The organism is Paenibacillus algorifonticola, from assembly GCF_000971975.1.
Classification (GTDB): Bacteria; Bacillota; Bacilli; order Paenibacillales; family Paenibacillaceae; genus Pristimantibacillus; species Pristimantibacillus algorifonticola.
Window position 1 is genome coordinate 213590 of record NZ_LAQO01000006.1, and the last position, 19100, is coordinate 232689.

The 19100-nt window shown below is 50.1% G+C and carries 22 protein-coding genes and 1 riboswitch; all 22 genes read left to right on the forward strand.

Annotated elements, in window-relative coordinates; all coding sequences use genetic code 11:
* Positions 1–180 precede the first annotated feature (180 nt).
* Positions 181–726 carry a manganese efflux pump MntP gene (locus WH37_RS14560; RefSeq protein WP_046231407.1) on the forward strand — a complete coding sequence of 182 codons (546 nt, stop codon included), beginning with the start codon at positions 181–183 and terminating at the stop codon, positions 724–726.
* Between the two features lie 25 nt (positions 727–751).
* Positions 752–1330 carry a low molecular weight protein arginine phosphatase gene (locus tag WH37_RS14565; protein ID WP_046231314.1) on the forward strand — a complete coding sequence of 193 codons (579 nt, stop codon included), beginning with the start codon at positions 752–754 and terminating at the stop codon, positions 1328–1330.
* A gap of 4 nt (positions 1331–1334) precedes the next feature.
* The gene (locus WH37_RS37050; RefSeq protein WP_269431312.1) at positions 1335–1460 is read left to right on the forward strand and encodes a hypothetical protein; all 126 of its coding nucleotides are present in this window, start codon (positions 1335–1337) and stop codon (positions 1458–1460) included.
* Positions 1427–1507: riboswitch (ZMP/ZTP riboswitch) on the forward strand. It overlaps the preceding gene by 34 nt.
* Positions 1508–1620: 113 nt before the next feature.
* Positions 1621–2073: a ribose 5-phosphate isomerase B gene (rpiB, locus tag WH37_RS14570; protein ID WP_046231315.1), complete on the forward strand. Its 453-nt coding sequence runs from the start codon at positions 1621–1623 to the stop codon at positions 2071–2073.
* 71 nt (positions 2074–2144) lie between these two features.
* Complete coding sequence (locus WH37_RS14575; RefSeq protein WP_046231316.1) at positions 2145–2768, forward strand: TIGR01440 family protein; 624 nt, start codon at positions 2145–2147, stop codon at positions 2766–2768.
* 129 nt (positions 2769–2897) lie between these two features.
* On the forward strand, positions 2898–4145 hold the full coding sequence (locus WH37_RS14580; RefSeq protein ID WP_143088606.1) for a serine hydroxymethyltransferase: 1248 nt from the start codon (positions 2898–2900) through the stop codon (positions 4143–4145).
* Positions 4146–4289: 144 nt separating this feature from the next.
* Positions 4290–5381: a glycine-rich domain-containing protein gene (locus WH37_RS14585; RefSeq protein ID WP_046231318.1), complete on the forward strand. Its 1092-nt coding sequence runs from the start codon at positions 4290–4292 to the stop codon at positions 5379–5381.
* A gap of 122 nt (positions 5382–5503) precedes the next feature.
* Positions 5504–6133 (forward strand): uracil phosphoribosyltransferase, encoded by a 630-nt coding sequence (upp, locus tag WH37_RS14590; protein ID WP_046231319.1) that lies wholly within the window; start codon positions 5504–5506, stop codon positions 6131–6133.
* Between the two features lie 39 nt (positions 6134–6172).
* Entirely contained in the window at positions 6173–7321 is a 1149-nt protein-coding gene (gene wecB, locus WH37_RS14595) for a non-hydrolyzing UDP-N-acetylglucosamine 2-epimerase (protein WP_046231320.1), read from the forward strand.
* 189 nt (positions 7322–7510) lie between these two features.
* Complete coding sequence (locus tag WH37_RS14600) at positions 7511–7744, forward strand: AtpZ/AtpI family protein (RefSeq protein ID WP_046231321.1); 234 nt, start codon at positions 7511–7513, stop codon at positions 7742–7744.
* Positions 7737–8105, forward strand: a complete 369-nt coding sequence (locus WH37_RS14605; RefSeq protein WP_046231322.1) for an ATP synthase subunit I — start codon at positions 7737–7739, stop codon at positions 8103–8105. Before WH37_RS14600 ends, WH37_RS14605 begins: the two co-directional genes overlap by 8 nt.
* Positions 8106–8127: 22 nt before the next feature.
* Positions 8128–8886 carry a F0F1 ATP synthase subunit A gene (atpB, locus tag WH37_RS14610; protein ID WP_046231323.1) on the forward strand — a complete coding sequence of 253 codons (759 nt, stop codon included), beginning with the start codon at positions 8128–8130 and terminating at the stop codon, positions 8884–8886.
* A gap of 84 nt (positions 8887–8970) precedes the next feature.
* The gene (atpE, locus tag WH37_RS14615; RefSeq protein ID WP_046231324.1) at positions 8971–9183 is read left to right on the forward strand and encodes a F0F1 ATP synthase subunit C; all 213 of its coding nucleotides are present in this window, start codon (positions 8971–8973) and stop codon (positions 9181–9183) included.
* 89 nt (positions 9184–9272) lie between these two features.
* Positions 9273–9755, forward strand: coding sequence for a F0F1 ATP synthase subunit B (atpF, locus tag WH37_RS14620; protein WP_046231325.1), 483 nt, complete (start codon positions 9273–9275; stop codon positions 9753–9755).
* Positions 9752–10300: a F0F1 ATP synthase subunit delta gene (locus WH37_RS14625; RefSeq protein WP_046231326.1), complete on the forward strand. Its 549-nt coding sequence runs from the start codon at positions 9752–9754 to the stop codon at positions 10298–10300. Before atpF ends, WH37_RS14625 begins: the two co-directional genes overlap by 4 nt.
* A gap of 15 nt (positions 10301–10315) precedes the next feature.
* Positions 10316–11830: a F0F1 ATP synthase subunit alpha gene (atpA, locus tag WH37_RS14630; protein ID WP_046231327.1), complete on the forward strand. Its 1515-nt coding sequence runs from the start codon at positions 10316–10318 to the stop codon at positions 11828–11830.
* 158 nt (positions 11831–11988) lie between these two features.
* Positions 11989–12852: an ATP synthase F1 subunit gamma gene (gene atpG / locus WH37_RS14635; RefSeq protein WP_046231328.1), complete on the forward strand. Its 864-nt coding sequence runs from the start codon at positions 11989–11991 to the stop codon at positions 12850–12852.
* 79 nt (positions 12853–12931) lie between these two features.
* Positions 12932–14335 (forward strand): F0F1 ATP synthase subunit beta, encoded by a 1404-nt coding sequence (gene atpD, locus WH37_RS14640; protein ID WP_046231329.1) that lies wholly within the window; start codon positions 12932–12934, stop codon positions 14333–14335.
* Between the two features lie 24 nt (positions 14336–14359).
* The gene (locus WH37_RS14645) at positions 14360–14758 is read left to right on the forward strand and encodes a F0F1 ATP synthase subunit epsilon (RefSeq protein WP_046231330.1); all 399 of its coding nucleotides are present in this window, start codon (positions 14360–14362) and stop codon (positions 14756–14758) included.
* An 88-nt stretch (positions 14759–14846) separates the two neighbouring features.
* Positions 14847–15632: a tyrosine-protein phosphatase gene (locus WH37_RS14650; RefSeq protein WP_046231331.1), complete on the forward strand. Its 786-nt coding sequence runs from the start codon at positions 14847–14849 to the stop codon at positions 15630–15632.
* Positions 15633–15867: 235 nt separating this feature from the next.
* Positions 15868–18096 carry a methyl-accepting chemotaxis protein gene (locus WH37_RS14655; protein ID WP_046231332.1) on the forward strand — a complete coding sequence of 743 codons (2229 nt, stop codon included), beginning with the start codon at positions 15868–15870 and terminating at the stop codon, positions 18094–18096.
* Between the two features lie 336 nt (positions 18097–18432).
* Complete coding sequence (locus WH37_RS34670) at positions 18433–19095, forward strand: NADH-quinone oxidoreductase subunit K (protein ID WP_052736983.1); 663 nt, start codon at positions 18433–18435, stop codon at positions 19093–19095.
* Positions 19096–19100 lie beyond the last annotated feature (5 nt).

Sequence of the window (19100 nt, forward strand, 5' to 3'; positions counted from 1 at the left end):
CCGATTACGCGATTATGCGTTTAAGCGGCTGCAGCTTTGCAGTTTGCAGCACGCCTTAGAAGGGTAAGAATATGTCTAGTACCCCTTAAACAAGCTATAGTATGTTTGTCCCCATTTCCGCATATGTTGGGGTATGAATGTTTGCGGACGTGGGGGGAGATCGTTTTGTGGGGTAGCCATATGCTTGGAGGGCAATTTGTTACACTGCTGATTATGGCGGTTGCGCTTGGCATGGATGCTTTTTCGCTAGGAATCGGAATTGGTCTGCGCGGCATTCGCTGGAACCATATGATAAGATTAAGTACCATTATCGGTATATTTCATATTATTATGCCGCTCGGGGGCATGTACGCTGGGGGATTCGTCAGCGGCTTGCTCGGTCATGTAGCGACTGCGGCTGCTGGTGTGCTGCTGGTGCTGCTCGGCGGGCATATGATTTATAGCTCCTTGCGGGGAGAAGATGCGCAAACCTTTGATCACCGCACGATTTGGGGAACGCTGCTGTTCGCGCTCGGCGTCAGTGCTGATTCCTTTTCCGTTGGCGTAACGCTCGGCATGTTTGCGGCCGATTTGCTATTGACGGTGCTGCTGTTTGGTTTTTTTGGCAGCATGATGTCGATCATAGGGCTGCTGCTTGGACAAAGGGTCAGCCATAAGCTAGGCGGCTATGGCGAAGCGTGCGGCGGCGCGGTGCTGCTGGTGTTCGGTTTATTGTTTATTTTCTGAGTGCACATAGAAAGGGGTATGTGGCGTGAAACGCATTTTGTTCATTTGTACGGGAAATACCTGTCGTTCTCCAATGGCGGAGGCGATGCTGAAAAATATGGCGGTCCAGCAAGGCGTAGCGGCCCAAGTGCGTTCGGCAGGCATTTCGACGATTGACGGGTTGGCCGTTTCCGGCCATGCGACAGAGGTGCTGCGCGATTATGGCATTGAGCATCAGAGCTCTTCGTGCGCGCTGACTGGGGAAGCGGTGAAATGGGCCGACCTCGTACTGACAATGACAGCCAGCCACAAAAGAGGACTGCTCCAATGGTTTCCGGAAGCCGTCGACAAAGCGCATACGCTCAAAGAATATGTCAATCAGGATACGGGCGTATTGGCAGACATCAAGGAGCTTGAGCGGCTTTATACGGAGCTGCACATGAAGCAGACGCTGGGACAGCAGTTGACCGATGGCGAACGCAATCGTTTGCTGGAGCTGGAGCGCCGTATACCAAGCTTTGATATAATAGACCCGTTTGGCGGAACCCTCGGGAATTACAAAAGCTGCGCCGAGGAAATTCACAGCTGCTTGCAGCTGCTGCTCGTGCGGCTAAAGCAGGAATAGGTGGATGGCTGCGGCAAGCAAAAGTGGAAGCGCGAATTTAGGCGCGGGAACGATTGATTTTTCACAAAAATTCGGCTATGATGGGTACAGATATACGGTTTCCGATGTGACTGGCGACGGAAGTGGGTAACCACGGTGGAGCATCGGAACATACGGCCGGTCGCCTGGGCAAAGAGCAGCATGCTGAAGAGCATGTCATGCTCTTTTTTCGTCTTTTAGGACAAATTTAGGTATAATAAAGTCGTATTCGTGCAAGTGCAGCATCGTCATACTTTGGAGGAGGTTTATACGTGAAAATTGCCATTGGCGCCGATCATGCCGGCTACCGGCTGAAGGACGAAATTGTACCATTTCTGCTATCGCTTGGACATGTTATTGAAGATTTCGGTTGTGACTGCAACCAATCGGTCGATTACCCGGATTATGCACTGCCTGTAGCAGAAAAGGTGGCAAACGGGGAAGTGGATCGCGGTATTCTCATTTGTGGAACAGGCATTGGCATGTCGATTGCCGCTAATAAGGTTAAAGGCATCCGCTGCGCGCTGGTGCACGATTTATTTTCCGCCAAAGCGACGCGCGAGCATAATGATACGAATGTAATTGCACTGGGTGAGCGGGTCATTGGCCCAGGCGTTGCACAGGAAATTCTTCGCATTTGGCTGGACACGCCATTCTCCGGTGGCGAACGTCATGCGGGACGCATTCATAAAGTAGGCCAAATCGAGCAAAAATATAACGCTTAAGCTAAACGAGCATGGACGAAGGCTTTGTTCCATACCTTTATTGATACGGTTAGACAAGGAGGCCGCCTGCTATGGGAGCAAACGAGGAAACAATAGCGATAGCAAGTGCAGTAGAGACGATCGTTCGCGAGCTTGCGGCAGCGGGCAGCCTGCGGGTTGGACAGCTTCTCGTCATCGGCACGAGCACGAGCGAGGTGCTGGGCCGGCGCATTGGGACGTCGGGAACGCTTGAAGCTGCTGCGGAAATTTTCGCTGGGGTTGAGGCCGTGCGCCGCGATATAGGTTTTTATCCCGTGTATCAATGCTGTGAGCACTTGAACCGTGCGCTCGTTATCGAGCGTGAAGCGGCTGAACGCTACGGGCTTGAGCAGGTCGCGGCGATTCCTGTTCCGAAGGCAGGCGGCTCCATGGCGGCTTACGCGTATCGGCACATCAGCGATGCCTGTCTCGTCGAGACGGTAGCCGCGCATGCTGGAATAGATATCGGAGACACCTTCATCGGTATGCATTTGCGCAGAGTGGCGGTTCCGGTGCGGCCTTCTATTCGCAGCATTGGCGAGGCGCACGTCACGATGGCGGTTACGCGGCCAAAGCTTATTGGCGGTGTACGTGCGGTGTATGAGCTGGATGGGGTGGCAGACAGCCGTGATGCTGTTGTCTTGACCCCTGAACAATCAGCCGGTACTTGCGATTAATTGTAAGTATTCCATAAGATTTTATTATTGGCGGAGGAGCATGCAGCCCGTAGAACATGTATCTGAAGAGCATATCATGCTTAATCCTTATCTATATAACAAGCACACACTACTAAGGAGGCAATTATAATGGAAAATCTACGTAAACAAGATCCGGAAGTTTTGAAAGCAATGGGACTGGAATTGCAGCGTCAACGCGATAACATCGAGCTAATCGCATCGGAAAATATCGTAAGCGAAGCCGTACTGGAAGCATTGGGTTCTGCTTTGACGAACAAATATGCAGAAGGCTACCCGGGCAAACGTTTCTACGGCGGCTGTGAGCATGTGGACATCGTGGAAGATATCGCACGCGATCGTGCCAAAGAACTGTTTGGCGCAGACCATGCCAACGTACAACCGCATTCCGGCGCACAAGCGAATATGGCTGTTTATTTGGCGGCGCTTAAGCCTGGCGACACGGTACTGGGCATGAATTTGGCTCATGGCGGCCACTTGACGCACGGCAGCCCGGTTAACGCTTCCGGCTTGCTTTACAACTTTGTAGCATACGGCGTAAATGAAGATTCCTTCACGATTGATTATGAAGAGGTCCGCAAAGCGGCATTCAAGCACCGCCCTCGCATGATCGTAGCTGGCGCATCTGCATATCCGCGAATTATTGATTTCGAAAAAATGGCTAAAATCGCAAACGATGTAGGCGCGCTATTTTTTGTAGATATGGCTCATATTGCAGGTCTTGTAGCAGCTGGACTTCACCCGAACCCAGTGCCGCATGCACATTTCGTTACAACGACAACGCACAAAACGCTTCGCGGTCCTCGCGGCGGCATGATCTTGTGCCGTAAAGAGTGGGCAGCTGCGATCGACAAAGCAGTATTCCCAGGTACACAAGGCGGCCCTCTGATGCATGTTATTGCAGCTAAAGCGGTAGCGCTCGGCGAAGCTCTTCAGCCATCCTTCAAAACGTATGCGCAAAACGTTGTGAAAAATGCGGCTGTTCTTTCCGATACACTCGTTGCAGCAGGCATTAACATCGTATCCGGCGGCACAGACAACCACCTGATGCTGATCGACACGCGTTCCCTGAACATTACAGGCAAAGAAGCTGAGCACGTGCTGGATTCAATCGGTATTACAGCTAACAAAAATGCGATTCCTTTCGATCCAACTAGCCCGTTCATCACTAGCGGCATCCGTCTTGGAACGCCAGCTGCCACTTCGCGCGGCATGGATGAGAAAGCGATGAAAGTGATCGGCGAAGTGATCGCTGTTACGCTGAAAAATCCGAAGGATGAGGCAACGCTTGAAAAATCCCGCCAAATCGTTCGCGATCTGACAGCGCAATACCCGCTTTATCCAGAGCTGAAATACTAATATTTTGTTATTGAAAAATGCCGCATGGGGGCTTTTGCCTCTGTGCGGCATTTTTTTCGCTATTTCGCTGATTTTACATATACAGGAAGCTCTATCGGCATGCTACAATAGGTTCAAGTCAAACCAAGCGTGGAAGGAGAACAAATGGAAAAAACGATTCCAGCTATACTAATTATTGTATTGTTTATGTTCATTGTGATCATGCTGATTAACAAATCCAATCGTTCAAAAATGGGAAAAAGCAAACGCGCGCCGGGCTATTCGCCAGGCTCCCGCAGTCTTTCACTGACGGCATGGCCGTCTGAGGAGCCGCCGAGCGCGCTTGGCGTGCCTTATCGACATCCCGCCCGTCCTGCCGCCGAGCGTCTGGAGGCTGCCCTTACGAATGATTTTGAAAGCCGGATCAAGGATCGCGTACTTAAGCAGCTGCCGAGCTTGTCCGATAAGGAATGGAAATGGACCTTTTTCGAGCTGAAACGATTTTTCCTGATGTGCGGGCTGCTTCGTGGGGTTCCGATGTACAGCGGCCGGGCAGATCTCATCTGGCATGAAATGCTGATGTTTACGCGGGAGTATGAGCAGTTCTGCAACGCGTTTTGCGGCGGTCTTATTCATCATGCTCCGCATAGTGCGGATGAGCGTCTGCAGCCAGATGACCGTTCTTGGTTCGACTGGGTGTACGGCGAGCTGTTTCAGCAGACGCCGGCAAGCGGAAGGGTTTGGGGCGCTTTTTTCAAGACGCCGCTGCCCCGCGCCCGGGCGGATGAGCTGCTGCAGCAGTCCGAGCAGGCGTTAAAGGAAAAATGGTTTAATGTGAAAGCGGCGGATGCTTATTCCGATATGGAAGAGGCGATGGATTATCTGCTATGGCGCTTGAAATCGCAGCTGAATAACAACGATGAGCAGGTGGCTCCCTACCCGGCAAGCGCCTCTTCCTCATGGAAGGGCGGTTATGATCCCGTCATTGGAGCGACAGGTATGCTATCCGGTATGCTGATTTTCTATTCGCTATCCGCCTCTACGCCTGACGTCTTTGCAGAGCAGATGAACGCTGCGCAGACGAAAGCGCAGCGGGAAGCGAACGGTAGCGGCTCCTCTACATATGGCTGCGACGGAGGAAGCTTCTCGAATGACCGCCACGAGCCCAGCGGGAGCCACGACAGTGGAGATTCCTCCAGCTCCTGCGGCAGCGGAGATAGTGGTGGTGGAGGCTGTGGCGGCGGCTGCAGCAGCTAAAATCGGTCGATTTTTCAAAGTGAAAAATCACAGGATGCATCAGACCTTTTACAATGCTATAATATACGGGATTGTGTCTACTGATACAGAAATACGTAATTACACGGGAGGAATCACGCTCCATGAGCAAACTGGTCATCTGCGACCATCCGTTAATCCAGCATAAGCTGACCTTTATTCGGAATAAAGATACGAATACGAAAGATTTTCGGGAACTGGTTGACGAAGTAGCAACATTAATGGCATATGAAATTACAAGGGACATCCCGCTTGAAACGATTACCGTACAGACGCCGGTTGCTGAGACGCCATCGAAGGTTGTATCGGGACGTATGCTGGGCCTCGTTCCGATTTTGCGCGCCGGCCTTGGCATGGTAGAGGGTATTTTGAAGCTTATTCCTGCTGCAAAGGTTGGTCATATCGGCTTGTTCCGCGATCATGAAACGCTACAGCCAACGGAATATTATATCAACCTGCCGACGGATGCTCCGAATCGCCTGCTCGTTGTTGTAGATCCGATGCTGGCAACTGGCGGCTCCGCAATCGCGGCTATTACTGCGCTCAAAAAACGCGACTGCGAGCATATTAAACTGATGTGTCTAATTGCTGCACCTGAAGGCGTTAAAGCGGTTCAGGAAGCACACCCAGACATCGATATTTATATTGCTGCGCTGGATGAGTGTCTGAACGAGAAGGGCTATATTGTTCCAGGTCTTGGCGACGCGGGCGACCGCATGTTCGGCACTAATTAGCGCCTGCCTGGCGCAAGCAGATTATAGGAGTGAATTGTTTTGTCTAAATTAAAAGTAATGACTATTTTCGGTACGCGCCCGGAGGCAGTTAAAATGGCGCCACTTGTTCTTGAGTTGAACAAGCACTCGGACGATATTGAATCCATCGTTTGTGTTACTGCGCAGCACCGTCATATGCTGGATCAGGTGCTTGATTTTTTTGAAATCCAGCCGAACTATGATTTGAATGTGATGAAGGACCGCCAGACGCTAACAGAAACTACTGTGCGCGTTCTAGAGGGCCTTGATCCGATTTTGGAGGAAGCGAAGCCGGATATCGTGCTTGTGCACGGTGACACGCAGACGACGTTCCTTGCCAGCTACGCAGCTTTCCTAAAGCAAATCCAGGTGGGTCATGTGGAAGCGGGCTTGCGGACTTGGAATAAGCTGTCTCCGTATCCGGAAGAGATGAACCGCCAGCTTGCAGGCGTGTTGTCCGATGTGCATTTTGCTCCGACTTCGTGGTCGGCTAGCAATTTGCTCAAGGAGAACAAGTCGGAGCCTACGATTTATGTAACGGGCAATACGGCAACGGACGTATTCCAGTACACGGTGGATCCTTCCTTTGCTCATCCGGTAATCGACTGGGCGAAGGGCAAACGGATGATCTTGATGACGGCGCATCGCCGCGAGTCGCTGGGCGAGCCGCACCGCAATATTTTCCGCGCGGTAAAACGCATTGCTGATGAGCATGAAGATGTTGCTATTGTGTATGCCGTTCATCCGAACCCAGCCGTCAAAGAACCGGCAACGGAAATTCTCGGCGGGCATCCGCGTATTCAGCTTATCGATCCGCTGGATGTGTTCGAATTTCATAATTTTTATCCACATGCCTACATGATTTTGACCGATTCCGGCGGCTTGCAGGAGGAAGCTCCTTCGTTTGGAGTGCCAACGCTGGTGCTGCGCGATACAACAGAGCGTCCTGAAGGTATTGAGGCGGGTACACTTGAGCTTGTGGGTACGGATGAAGAGGTTGTTTACAGACGGGCAAGCGCTTTGCTGAACGATGCTTCCTTGTATGAAAAGATGAGCCATGCGGCAAATCCATACGGTGATGGACAAGCTTCGACACGCATCGTGCAAGCTTTGCTGCATCATTTTGGAAGAAATTCTGAGCGTCCCGATCCGTTCACACAACGTTCATAGTTTACACATGGTCTTATAAATAGCGGCGCAATGCACAGCATACAGTTGTACTGTATGGTTTTGTCGGCTCTGAGGGCTTGATTTGACTGGCTTTTGGGCAATCTGTACAGTAAAACTATACAGGATTATCAATTGACAAACCTTGCGCCGCTTGGATAAAATAAATGAGGATTGACAGGGGTATGGGCCATGGATAAAAAGAACAGAAGAGACAATCCGCTGTTTGCCGCAGGTCTTGTCGGCGGACTCGGACTGCAAGTCGCTATTTGTATCTTTTTAGGGTACTTTCTCGGATCGTCGCTCAGTGAACGCTTTGGCGGAGGTTCGGGTTGGACGGTTGGAGGCATACTGGTCGGTCTGGCTGTCGGTCTTCTCTCAGGCATTCTGCTTGTGAAGAAGGTAATGGAGGATGCCGATGGATAAAATAATGAACACAGCAGTAAGGTCACTACTCTTCATGATGGGTGTGTGTCTGATTGTCTGGGCATTTATGCCGAACTGGCGAACAGCCGCACTCGGTCTTCTACTGGGTCTAGCAGCGAGTTTCATGAATGCGTTTTTACTGAGGCGCAGAGTGGAAATGATTACGCTTAAAGCAGCAGGAGGAGCCTCTCGCAGAATGGGTATGGGACTTGGAAGCCGCATCGCTATGGTGCTGCTGGTTGCCATGGTTGCTTATCGCTTTCCGGAAGACTTCAGCATGCCAGCCGCATTAATTGGCTGTATGGTTATGCCTTTTATTCTTCTGGTAGCAGCTTATATTCATAATAGAAATAAACTTTAGTGGAAAGGGGTGAGAATTTTACATGCATGAATTTCCGGTGTGGCAGCTCGGATCGCTGCAGATCGACATTTCAACGTTCATTGCGATAACGGTTTCCGCCATCATCACCTTTGTTGTGGCGAGACTTGCTGTGCGCAATTTATCGGTGGACAACCCTTCCAAGATGCAAAACTTTTTGGAATGGGTCGTCGAATTTGTACACAATCTGATTGCCAGCGCAATGCCGCTTAACCGCGTCAAGCCTTTCATTTCCTTAGGTATGACGTTGATTATGTTTATTTTCATCTCCAACCTGCTAGGCTTGCCTTTCGGTATCGTGACAGAAGTCCATCACGCTTATCCGGCACTAGGCATTACAGAGGAGCTGTTGCAGTCGAAGGGCGGACATCTGGAGCTAGCTTGGTGGAAATCACCTACGGCTGACCTTTCCGTAACGGCTGGTTTGGCGCTAATCGTATTCATACTCGTCCATTATCTGGGCTTGAAAATGAACACGAAGCATTACGCGAAACACTATTTCCATCCATTTCCAATTTTTCTGCCGATCAACTTGATCGAGACAATCTCGAAGCCAGTAACTTTGGCACTACGGCTATTCGCCAACATTTATGCGGGCGAAGTGCTGATCTCGACCATTTTGATGCTGGGGGTTATCGGTACTCCGTTCCTCGCAGCTTGGCAAGCGTTCAGTATCTTTGTCGGCGCAATTCAGGCTTTCTTGTTCACTATGCTTACGATGGTGTACATTTCACAGGCTGCAATTCACGAGGAAGATCATTAATTTAAGCTTGATGCCTAGGATTTAATTACCCCTAGGTTAGCAATACAAAACCAAAACGAGATATTATTGAGGAGGATTTTTAAAATGGAAGTATTGGCAGCAGCATTGGCAGTTGGTTTGGCCGCAATTGGCGCAGGTGTAGGTAACGGTATGATCGTCAGCAAAACAGTTGAAGGTATCGCTCGTCAGCCTGAGCTTCAAGGCAAATTGCAAACAACAATGTTTATCGGTGTAGGTATCGTCGAAGTTGTGCCGATTATCGGCGTAGTTATCGGCTTCCTTGCATTCTTTAGCTAATTAAAAACACGTATCTGGCGGGGAAGGCCTAGCCCTCTTCGCCTTCGTTGTGATTGAGACAATTTTGTGTTAGGAAAGGAGTGGCTTTAATGGCATTGCATTGGACATCGACAGTATATGCGATAGTAGCTTTTATAGTATTGTACTGGTTGCTGAACAAGTACGCATTCGGTCCGCTGCTCGGCGTTATGGAGAAACGGAGACAGCTCGTGCTTGAACAGATGAATACAGCTGAATCCAGCCGTAAGCAAGCTGAGCAGCAAATGATTGAGCAGAAAGCGGCTCTTGAGCAGGCTCGTAAAGAAGCTTACGAGATTATTGAGCAATCAAGAGTTACAAGCAGCAAGCAAGCAGATGAGATCGTGAACACTGCTAAGACAGAAGCGTCGCGCTTGAAGGATGATGCTCTTAAAGACATCGAAAGCGAGAAAAACAAGGCAATTGCAGCCCTTCGTTCTGAAGTTGGCGGTATTTCCGTTCAAATCGCTTCGAAAATCATTGAGAAGCAAGTTGATGAGAAATCGCAAGAGCAGCTTGTTAATCAATACCTGAAAGAAGTAAGCGGCAAATGAGCCGGGACGCAGCGGTAGCGAAGCGCTACGCCAAAGCGTTGTTCGAGCTTGCACAGCAAGGCGGCATTATTTCTGAGGTAGAGCAGCAGCTGCAAGCTATTGCACAAACGCTTGGAGAAGATCTGGAAATCCAAAAGTTTCTGAATTATCCGAATATCGACGCTTCGAAGAAGCTGGCTGTTCTTAAAGCCGCTTTCGGTGGAAGCATTTCCGAATTGCTGCTGAATACGCTGGAGCTGGTTTTTGTGCGCGGGCGTCAGGAGCTAATTGTGGAAATCTACGAAGCATTTACAAAAATCGCAGGCGATGTGCTTAAGCAAGCGCATGCGACGGTATATACAGCTCGTCTTTTGAATGACGCAGAACTGGCAGAAGTTGCAGCACAGTTTGGTGAATTGACAGGCAAGACCATTATTGCTGTGCAAGTCGTAGAGCCTGCCCTACTGGGTGGAGTGAAGGTCCGCATTGGCGACCGCCTTTACGATGGCAGCTTGTCCGGCAAGCTTGAACGGTTAGAAAAACAGTTAAAATCTAAAGCACTGTAGATAGGGGTGAGCGAATTGAGTATCAGACCTGATGAAATCAGCACGCTGATTAAGCAGCAGATCGAACAATATAAATCCGAAATTCAAGTCGTGGATGTTGGCACCGTTATTAGCATCGGTGACGGTATCGCTCGCGTTCACGGTTTGGAAAATGCGATGCAAGGCGAATTGCTCGAATTCTCCAACGGTGTTGTCGGCATGGCATTGAACCTTGAAGAAAGCAACGTCGGTGTCGTTATTCTCGGTCCTTACAAGGACATTCGTGAAGGCGATCAAGTAAAACGTACAGGCCGCATCATGGAAGTTCCAGTTGGCGAAGAGCTGCTGGGCCGCGTCGTGAACCCGCTTGGACAGCCGCTTGACGGCAAAGGTCCAATCAACACGAAGCATTCCCGTCCGGTTGAATCTCCAGCTCCAGGCGTTATCGACCGTAAATCGGTTCATGAGCCTATGCAAACAGGTATTAAAGCGATCGACGCGATGGTTCCAGTTGGCCGTGGTCAACGTGAGCTTATTATCGGCGACCGTCAAACAGGTAAAACGGCTATCGCGATTGATGCGATCATCAATCAAAAAGGCAACGGCGTAAAATGTATTTATGTCGCTGTCGGCCAAAAGCAATCCACCGTTGCTAACGTTGTAGAAACTCTTCGCCGTCATGGCGCTTTGGAATATACAATCGTTGTAACTGCGGGCGCATCCGAGCCAGCTCCACTGTTGTTCCTGGCTCCTTATGCAGGCTGCTCGATGGGCGAATACTTCATGTACAAAGGCGAGCATGTACTCGTTATTTACGATGATTTGTCGAAACAAGCGGCAGCATACCGTGAGCTTTCCTTGCTGCTTCGCCGTCCACCGGGTCGGGAAGCTTACCCAGGTGACGTCTTCTATCTTCACTCCCGTTTGCTTGAGCGCGCAGCTAAGCTGAGCGATGCAAGAGGCGGCGGTTCCTTGACTGCCCTTCCTTTCATCGAGACACAAGCTTCTGACGTATCGGCTTACATCCCGACGAACGTTATCTCGATCACTGACGGTCAAATCTTCCTGGAAGCGGACCTGTTCTACTCTGGTCAACGTCCAGCGGTTAACGTTGGTATCTCGGTATCCCGTGTCGGCGGTTCCGCACAAATTAAAGCGATGAAAAAGGTTGCCGGTACGCTCCGTCTTGACCTTGCGGCTTACCGTGAGCTTCAAGCGTTCTCGCAATTCGGTTCCGACCTTGATAAATCAACGCTTGCCCGTCTGAACCGTGGTGCTCGCACAATGGAAATCCTGAAACAAGGCGTTAACCAGCCGATGCCGGTTGAGAAGCAAGTTATCTCGATTTACTCCGCGGTTAAAGGTCATCTGGATGAAATTCCGGTTGCCGACATTTTGCGCTTTGAGAAAGAATTCCTGGCGTTCCTCGATTCCAATCACCCGGAAATCGGCAATTCGATCCGCGATACGAAGGATCTAGTTGCTGATAACGAGAAAGCCCTTGTTGATGCGATCAACAAATTTAAGAAAAGCTTTGCCGTAACGGCTTAATTTTGGAGCTTACGAGGAACGAAAGGTTCCTCTAAGTTCTTATATATGCTGCTCGTACCAATCATTAGGCTTCGCAGCCATCCCTTATAGCTTGCGCGGCTCTATATCCGAGCTTGCGTACAGGAGTGCTGCGAGGCAACAAAGGCGGGTGAAACCAAATGGCTAAAGGTATGCGCGATATTAAACGCGAAATCAAGAGTAAACAAAATACGAAGCAGATTACGAAGGCGATGGAAATGGTCGCGGCTTCCAGGCTGAGAAGAGCGCAGGAAGCTGCACAGGCATCCCGCCCGTATTCAGAGAAGCTGAAGGAAGTTGTGGCAAGCATCGCTGCTGGTACGAAGGACGTTAAGCACCCAATGCTGGAAACCCGTCCGATCAAAAAGACAGGTTATCTTGTCATCACGTCTGATCGTGGTCTGGCAGGCGGCTACAACGCCAACGTGCTTCGTAAGGTAACGGACGCGATTCGCAGCAAGCATAAGTCGAATGATGATTTCGTATTGTTCGTCATCGGCAAGAAGGGCCGGGATTATTTCCGCCGCCGCAATATGCCGATCGTAGAAGAAGTAACCGGTCTTCCGGATGCTCCTACGTTTGCAGATATCAAGATCGTAGCTTCGACAGCAGTTCAGAAATTTGCCGACGGCACTTTTGACGAGCTGTACGTGTATTACAATAAATTCGTTAATGCCATTACCCAAATTCCTACGGAAATGCGCCTGCTGCCGCTAGAATCGGTAGACGGAAGCGCAGCTTCTACAGCAGCGTATGAATACGAGCCATCGCCGGAAGGCGTGCTGGAGGCATTGCTGCCTAAATATGCGGAGACGCTTATTTACAGCGCATTGCTGGACGGCAAGGCAAGTGAGTTCGGCGCCCGGATGACGGCTATGGGCAGTGCAACGAAAAATGCGACGAAGATGATCAGCAATTTGACGCTTACGTACAACCGTGCTCGTCAAGCGGCTATCACACAGGAAATTTCCGAGATCGTTGCAGGAGCAAATGCTCAATCTTAGGTAACACACTACGCCGGCAGAAGCCCTGAGAGAGGCTGCTCCGCCGGCTAGTAACAAGAAGGAACCAGGAGGGAATACCATGAAAAAAGGACGCGTTGTATCCGTCATGGGTCCGGTCGTCGATCTAGAGTTCGAACGCGGCAACCTGCCGGAAATTTTGAACGCTGTCAAAATCGAGAAGAAGGGCGAAAATGGCGGTGTAGATATTAATCTTACGCTTGAAGTCGCTGTTCACCTCGGTGACAATAAAGTCCGTGCTGTAGCGATGAGCACAACGGACGGTCTTGTACGCGGTACTGAAGCCATTGATACTGGCGCTCCAATCACGATTCCGGTTGGCGCTCCAACACTTGGCCGTGTATTTAACGTACTTGGACAACCGATCGATGAAGCTGGCGATGCTACTTCTTCAATCAATCTTCCTATTCACCGTGAAGCTCCTGCTTTCGACGAATTGTCGACACAATCGGAAATTCTCGAAACAGGCATTAAAGTTATCGACTTGCTTGCACCATACGCAAAAGGCGGTAAAATCGGCCTCTTCGGCGGCGCGGGCGTAGGTAAAACGGTAACGATTCAAGAGCTGATCAACAACATCGCACAAGAGCACGGCGGTATTTCCGTATTCGCAGGTGTTGGTGAGCGTACGCGTGAGGGTAATGACTTGTACCACGAGATGAAAGACTCTGGCGTACTTAGCAAAACAGCAATGGTATTCGGACAAATGAACGAGCCGCCAGGCGCACGTCAGCGTGTAGCTCTAACGGGTCTGACAATGGCTGAATATTTCCGTGATGAGGAAGGCAAAGACGTACTTCTGTTCGTCGATAACATCTTCCGTTTCACACAAGCAGGCTCCGAGGTTTCGGCCCTTCTAGGCCGTATGCCTTCCGCGGTAGGTTACCAGCCAACGCTGGCAACTGAAATGGGTCAACTGCAAGAGCGTATTACTTCAACGAAAAAAGGTTCGGTTACATCGATCCAAGCGATCTATGTACCTGCCGATGACTATACGGATCCAGCTCCAGCAACGACGTTTGCCCACTTGGATGCAACGACAAACCTTGAGCGTAAAATTTCCGAGATGGGTATTTTCCCAGCGGTAGATCCACTTGCTTCATCTTCCCGTATCCTTAGCCCGGATATTCTTGGCGAAGAGCATTACAATGTAGCTCAAGGCGTTAAGAAAATTCTTCAGCGCTATAAAGAGCTTCAAGATATTATCGCGATTCTTGGTATGGACGAGCTGTCCGAGGAAGATAAATTGACCGTTGCTCGCGCACGTAAAATTCAACTCTTCTTGTCCCAGCCGTTCCACGTTGCCGAGCCTTTCACAGGCATTAAAGGTAAATATGTACCAGTTAAAGAATCCGTGCGCAGCTTCAAAGAAATTCTCGAGGGCAAACATGACGACCTTCCGGAAGAAGCTTTCCGGTATGTAGGTGTGATTGAAGAGGCCGTGGAGAAAGCCAAAACGCTGTAGTAGCGAAAGGCGGGAGGAATCCACATGAGTACCTTTTTGGTAGAAGTCGTTACTCCTGAGCGTAAAGTGTACGCGGAGAATGCGAATATGATTAGTGTGAAAGGTGTCGAAGGTGAGCTGGGCATTTTGCCAAACCACATTCCGCTCGTAACACAGCTTCGTATTGCACCAGTTGTAATCAAGCGCGATGGAAAAGTTGATGTTATTGCTGTAAATGGTGGTTTTATCGAGGTTCGTAAAGATAAAATCGTCATTTTGGCTGAAAGCGCCGAGCTTGCGACCGATATTGATCTTGATCGTGCGAAAGCAGCGAAAGCACGCGCTGAGCAGCTTCTGTCTGCCAAACGCGATGAGATCGATTTCCGCCGTGCGGAGCTTGCTTTGCAGCGCGCAATGAATCGGATTGGCACAGCGCAAAAATAATACTTGATACCCAAACACCGTTAATGTCCTGTAAGAGGCGTTAGCGGTGTTTTTTGTAAATGAAAACGCAGGAGAGGAGCCCTCCACTATGATTGATATTCATACACATATTCTTCCCGGTATTGATGATGGTGCGGCCCGCCTGGAAGATTCGGTTGCGCTGGCAAGAGCGGCTGCTGCCGAGGGAATTAAAACGATTATTGCAACTCCTCATCACCTTAACGGACGATATGTGAATCCGACTCAAGTTGTCGAAGAGCTGACCCGTACGCTTAATGAGCTGCTGCAAGAGCTGGATATTCCGCTTGATGTGTATACCGGACAGGAAGTTCGGCTGCATCAGGAGCTGCTTGAACACTTTCAGCAGGGAAGCTTGCTGACGCTGGCAGGTTCATCCTACATGCTGCTGGAGCTGCCATCCTCCCATATTCCGAAAAATACGGAGCAGACCGTTTATGAGCTTGGGCTGCTTGGCATACATGCGGTCATCGCTCATCCCGAGCGGAACGCAGCTATCATACAGCAGCCGGCGCGGCTTGAAGAGCTTGTCAGGTTAGGCGCATTTGGCCAAGTGACGAGCCATTCCTTGCTGGGCGCTTTCGGCAAGACGGTGGAGCGGGCTTCATGGAAGCTATGTGAAGCGGGACTTATTCACCTCGTGTCTTCTGATGCACATCATGTAGAGCGCAGAGGATTCAGGTTGAAGGAAGCGTATGACCGGATACAAAAGGTAATGGGCACGGAGTGGTCGGACTATTTTCAGCAAAATGCTTCTTCGCTTTTAAGGGGCGAGGCCCTTGCTGATGCTCCAGATTGGCAAAGTGGGGCCGCGGCAAACCGCTGGCAGGCTTTTAAAGCTTTTTTCAAGAAATAAGAGGGATTTCGTGTTCTGTTATCAAATGAGCCTTTTGAACTAATCATTCAATATAATGAGGAAACCAATCAATTGTACGGGATTCGTGCAGAAGATTGGTTTTTTTTCGCACAAATCGCATCTATCTAAACATATTTGGTTAAAAAAGCTAACATTATTCTAGGAAAACGGTTGAAATGTATGTTAATATACTTTACATAAAAGAAAATTAAGGAAGGGCATAGGGGGAGTGCGCATGTTTGATTGGCTAGGTACAAGGACGGGGTTTCCACTGTGGGTATCATGGAAGCTCAATTCTGGCATTAAGGAAGATGTCGAGCACATTTTCGAAGGCGTTGCAGATACTCGCAAAGAGCTGCTGATGCAATGGGCGGGTGAGTATTGGGGGCATATGGAGCGCCTGTCGAATCAATTATCGGATGGCCTATCCGCAATGCAAGCCGCTGCCTTCAGCAAGGAGCAGCAGAAATGGATAGCTCCTTTGCTCGAACGAGCCTATGCGAGGGGTATGGATTTTACGGAGCTTTTCCTCCTAGACAACCACAATGATGTAGCGCACTCCACCTACCCGGCACATATGGGGACGCACTATGGAGAGGGCAGTCCGCTATCTCCGGGTATGCAATACACGAACATAGGCGATCCAGCCGGCAGACGCTGTTTTTTTGGTCCTTTCGAAGACGGGATTACACTCAAGCTAGGGGCCCGAACCTCCTCCTTTCACGACAAAATGACGATTATGTTCATGCAGCCGCTGCTTGTGAACGGCAGCCGTGTCGGAACTTTATGCGGGAGAGTGCCTAACGATGTGCTGGGCGATTTGATCCAGCGTGAGTCAGGACATGTCTATCCAGATTCGGGCGACAATTATCTGTTCATGGCAGAGCCCAGCCTGCAGCGTAATATTGTGCCCGGAACAGCGCTATCCCGCAGCCGCTTTGAGGATCGTACATTCACACATGGCGAAAATTTAAAAGATGGCGTAACGACAGACTGGGGTACCGTATCGATTAAGGAGCATACCGAGCTGGAAATTATTTTTACTGATCCGGCAACGGGCGAGCTGCATCCTGGCGTCGCAGGTACGATTCGCAATGGCAGCAATTTGTTCGCCCAGTTTCCCGGTTATTCGGACTATCGCCACATTGCCGTCATTGGCAAAGGAGTGACCTTCCGAATGCCTCATTGCCCTGATCTATGGGGGATGATGTGCGAGGGCGATCTTGAAGAGGTTTATCGGCAACGCAGTATTGGCTGGCGGCAGCGCAAGCTGCAAATGTATGCGGTGATGCTGCAAAGCGTTCTAACGTTTCTGCTTGCTTCACTGGTAATCGGCTATATGCCGCTATGGGGAGCGGCGGCTGTGCTTGGCGGATTTAATTTGCTGTACGGCATTTTGTTTGCGATGTCGGTACAGCGCAAGGAATCGCAGCGGTTGACGGGGCATCTGGAGCGGATCAACCGTTTTATTCGCATAAATGCCGAAGGGAAAGGCGATTTGACCCAGCGGCTGTCGACGAGTGACTTCGATTGCGACGAGACGCAGGAGCTGGCAAAATGGATCAACAATATGATCGATTCGCTCGAAGGCATTATGCTGCAGGTGAAGCTGACGGCTTCCGAGGTGCTTAGCAGCCAGTCTGTGATGAATGAGTCGTCGGCGAATACCGCTTTGTCAACGGAACGGGTAGGCAGCAAGGTGGGCCATATGATTGGCAGCCTTCGTCATCAGTTGAAGGATATCGACAAGGCAAAAAATGCCGCGGGTGAAATGCGCGATACCCTTAATGTGCTGGAGCGCCAAGCGGCAGAGCAAATCGCTGTAGCGCAAACGGAGGTAGGCCGTATCGGCGAGAAGATGCAGCATATTTCCTCCAAGGTCGGGGACACCAATGAGACGATTCGCAAGTTTATGAAGACGGTAGAAGATATCCGCGATGTGCTGCAAGTTATTGAGGAAATATCGTCGCAAACCAATTTGCTTGCACTTAATGCTTCTATTGAAGCGGCGCGTGTCGGTGAGCAGGGTCGGGGCTTCGCTGTCGTCGCTTCCGAAATTCGCAAGCTGGCGGAATTGACCAAGAAATCGACAGAGGAAGTGCATGGCATTACGAAGCAAATTTATTCAGAGGCCGAGCAGGCCTATCATTCTATGGACGAGGGCACGAAGGTGGTAGAAGAAGGCACTGAGCTGGTTGCTGCAGCAGCCCGCACGCTGCAATCGGCGCAAGCGGACGATCAGCGCAAAACCCAGGTTGTGGAGGAGGTTGTGAAGCTGATGGAGCAAATTGCCGAGGTCAGCTTGCAAAATCGCTCGGTTTCCTCTGATGTGGAAGGACAGGTGCAGGAGCTGATTGTGGAGATGGACAACGTTCGCCATACTTCAACGAATGTCGAGTCTATTACAACGCTGCTCCAGCAGCTCGTGGGCCAATTCAAATTAACAGAGTCTAGAATTAGATAGTCGGTTCGGCGTTCCGGTAATAGAAAAGTAGGGCAGATAAAGGCTTGCGGATCGCGGTTTTCAGCGGTTTGGCAGGCCTTTTCACTGTGGGTGCACCTAAAACTCCATCATAGACGGTAGTGGGAGCATTTGTTATAATTGTAACTATTATTAGATTGGAAAAAAAGCAAAATACAACCCTTTTTCATCGGATAGTTGAAGGTGACGGCAAAGGGACGATAACGCCATGCTAAGCTAGCATGCATGGGCGAGGCAAATCCCTTTTTTGCAAGGACCGAAGCTTATGATTAGCTCGGTCCTTTTATGTTAAACTTAGGAGAGGGAGAGTGCGGTTCATTGTTTAATGGATGGTTTACGGCAGAAACAACCGCGTTCTTCCTTTATTCGGCTCTTGTTGTCGTGGGGTCTTGCATTATGATTCATGCTAGGCTGCTGCCCAAGCTGACTTTGGGCGTAGTGTTCACGATTATAGGGAATACAGGATTGCTCGTCCGGCTGGAGGCTGGTCCGATTGCGCTTTTTCAGGCTCTCCTATATGTGGGGACAATGGGGATTTTGCTAGGCTCAGAAATTAGGAGACATTCGGAAATAGGCAAGCATAACCGGGCTATTGCAATCGCTTCCCGCGAAATGGCAGCTGCTGTAGGCATTCCGCTTTTGCTCGCTATTCTTTTGTATGTTATTGTGGAGACGCCCTATTCTGGCGATGAAATGCCTCTGCTTCCTGCCCATTTGATGATGGCGGCGACGCTGATGGCTATTGGTGTGTACGGGGCAATTGTCAAACGAAATTCATTGGTGGCCTTGCTATGTGTAAGTATCATTTTATGCGGAGCCCAGTTGAATATTGCTGCACTAAGCTTATTTAAGCAGGGGATAGCGGAAGGGCTTCGAACTCTTCCTCTGGTGGTTTTTTTCGCGCAGGCTTCAATTGGAGCGGCCGTATTAATTGTATTATACAAACGAGACTCCACCTCTAAGGAGCTGCAAGGGAATTAGTACCC

What these genes read in the sequence shown, in the direction of transcription:
- atpE (WP_046231324.1), top strand. Translation starts at nt 8,971, where the DNA reads ATGGAAGTATTGGCAGCAGCATTGGCAGTTGGTTTGGCCGCAATTGGC.
- WH37_RS14625 (WP_046231326.1), top strand. Translation starts at nt 9,752, where the DNA reads ATGAGCCGGGACGCAGCGGTAGCGAAGCGCTACGCCAAAGCGTTGTTC.
- WH37_RS37050 (WP_269431312.1), top strand. Translation starts at nt 1,335, where the DNA reads ATGGCTGCGGCAAGCAAAAGTGGAAGCGCGAATTTAGGCGCGGGAACG.
- WH37_RS14580 (WP_143088606.1), top strand. Translation starts at nt 2,898, where the DNA reads ATGGAAAATCTACGTAAACAAGATCCGGAAGTTTTGAAAGCAATGGGA.
- WH37_RS14605 (WP_046231322.1), top strand. Translation starts at nt 7,737, where the DNA reads ATGGATAAAATAATGAACACAGCAGTAAGGTCACTACTCTTCATGATG.
- WH37_RS14655 (WP_046231332.1), top strand. Translation starts at nt 15,868, where the DNA reads ATGTTTGATTGGCTAGGTACAAGGACGGGGTTTCCACTGTGGGTATCA.
- upp (WP_046231319.1), top strand. Translation starts at nt 5,504, where the DNA reads ATGAGCAAACTGGTCATCTGCGACCATCCGTTAATCCAGCATAAGCTG.
- WH37_RS14575 (WP_046231316.1), top strand. Translation starts at nt 2,145, where the DNA reads ATGGGAGCAAACGAGGAAACAATAGCGATAGCAAGTGCAGTAGAGACG.
- atpB (WP_046231323.1), top strand. Translation starts at nt 8,128, where the DNA reads ATGCATGAATTTCCGGTGTGGCAGCTCGGATCGCTGCAGATCGACATT.
- WH37_RS14600 (WP_046231321.1), top strand. Translation starts at nt 7,511, where the DNA reads ATGGATAAAAAGAACAGAAGAGACAATCCGCTGTTTGCCGCAGGTCTT.
- atpF (WP_046231325.1), top strand. Translation starts at nt 9,273, where the DNA reads ATGGCATTGCATTGGACATCGACAGTATATGCGATAGTAGCTTTTATA.
- WH37_RS14585 (WP_046231318.1), top strand. Translation starts at nt 4,290, where the DNA reads ATGGAAAAAACGATTCCAGCTATACTAATTATTGTATTGTTTATGTTC.
- atpG (WP_046231328.1), top strand. Translation starts at nt 11,989, where the DNA reads ATGGCTAAAGGTATGCGCGATATTAAACGCGAAATCAAGAGTAAACAA.
- WH37_RS14560 (WP_046231407.1), top strand. Translation starts at nt 181, where the DNA reads ATGCTTGGAGGGCAATTTGTTACACTGCTGATTATGGCGGTTGCGCTT.
- atpD (WP_046231329.1), top strand. Translation starts at nt 12,932, where the DNA reads ATGAAAAAAGGACGCGTTGTATCCGTCATGGGTCCGGTCGTCGATCTA.
- WH37_RS14645 (WP_046231330.1), top strand. Translation starts at nt 14,360, where the DNA reads ATGAGTACCTTTTTGGTAGAAGTCGTTACTCCTGAGCGTAAAGTGTAC.
- WH37_RS14650 (WP_046231331.1), top strand. Translation starts at nt 14,847, where the DNA reads ATGATTGATATTCATACACATATTCTTCCCGGTATTGATGATGGTGCG.